We start from the raw sequence: 342 nt of genomic DNA, 5'->3' as shown, positions 1-342 counted from the left end.
AGTCCTGTGAAAACGTCATTCCAGGCCGTCAACCAGCTGCGCGTTGCCGCGGCCCAAAGTCCACGATCTTCGGTGACACGCTGCACGGCGGCGCTGAACTCGGTCTGGTCGAAGGTGCCGAAAACGGAAGGCGCAGTGGCCAGCCAAAGACCCAGCCCGGCCACCAGCCAATGCACCCAGAGCATCTGGAAATGCATCATTCGCATGTGGTTGTCGTGCTCGCGCGCGGCCGAGTCCGCTTCGGCGGGGCTGTCGTCCTCGCCGTGCTGCTCGGCATTCGCCTGCACGACCTTGGTCGCGGAAACCCGCGCGGCATTCAGCCCGTTTTCCGAATACCAGTGA

At 63.7% G+C, this 342-nt stretch carries 1 pseudogene; it reads right to left on the bottom strand.

The window, feature by feature from the left end:
- Positions 1–342: pseudogene (locus O4G76_RS20155) on the bottom strand (DNA polymerase III subunit epsilon); the annotation flags it as partial.

This window comes from Limimaricola sp. G21655-S1, from assembly GCF_027213785.1.
Lineage (GTDB): Bacteria > Pseudomonadota > Alphaproteobacteria > Rhodobacterales > Rhodobacteraceae > Limimaricola.
This window is presented reverse-complemented; position numbering and strand designations above follow the sequence as displayed.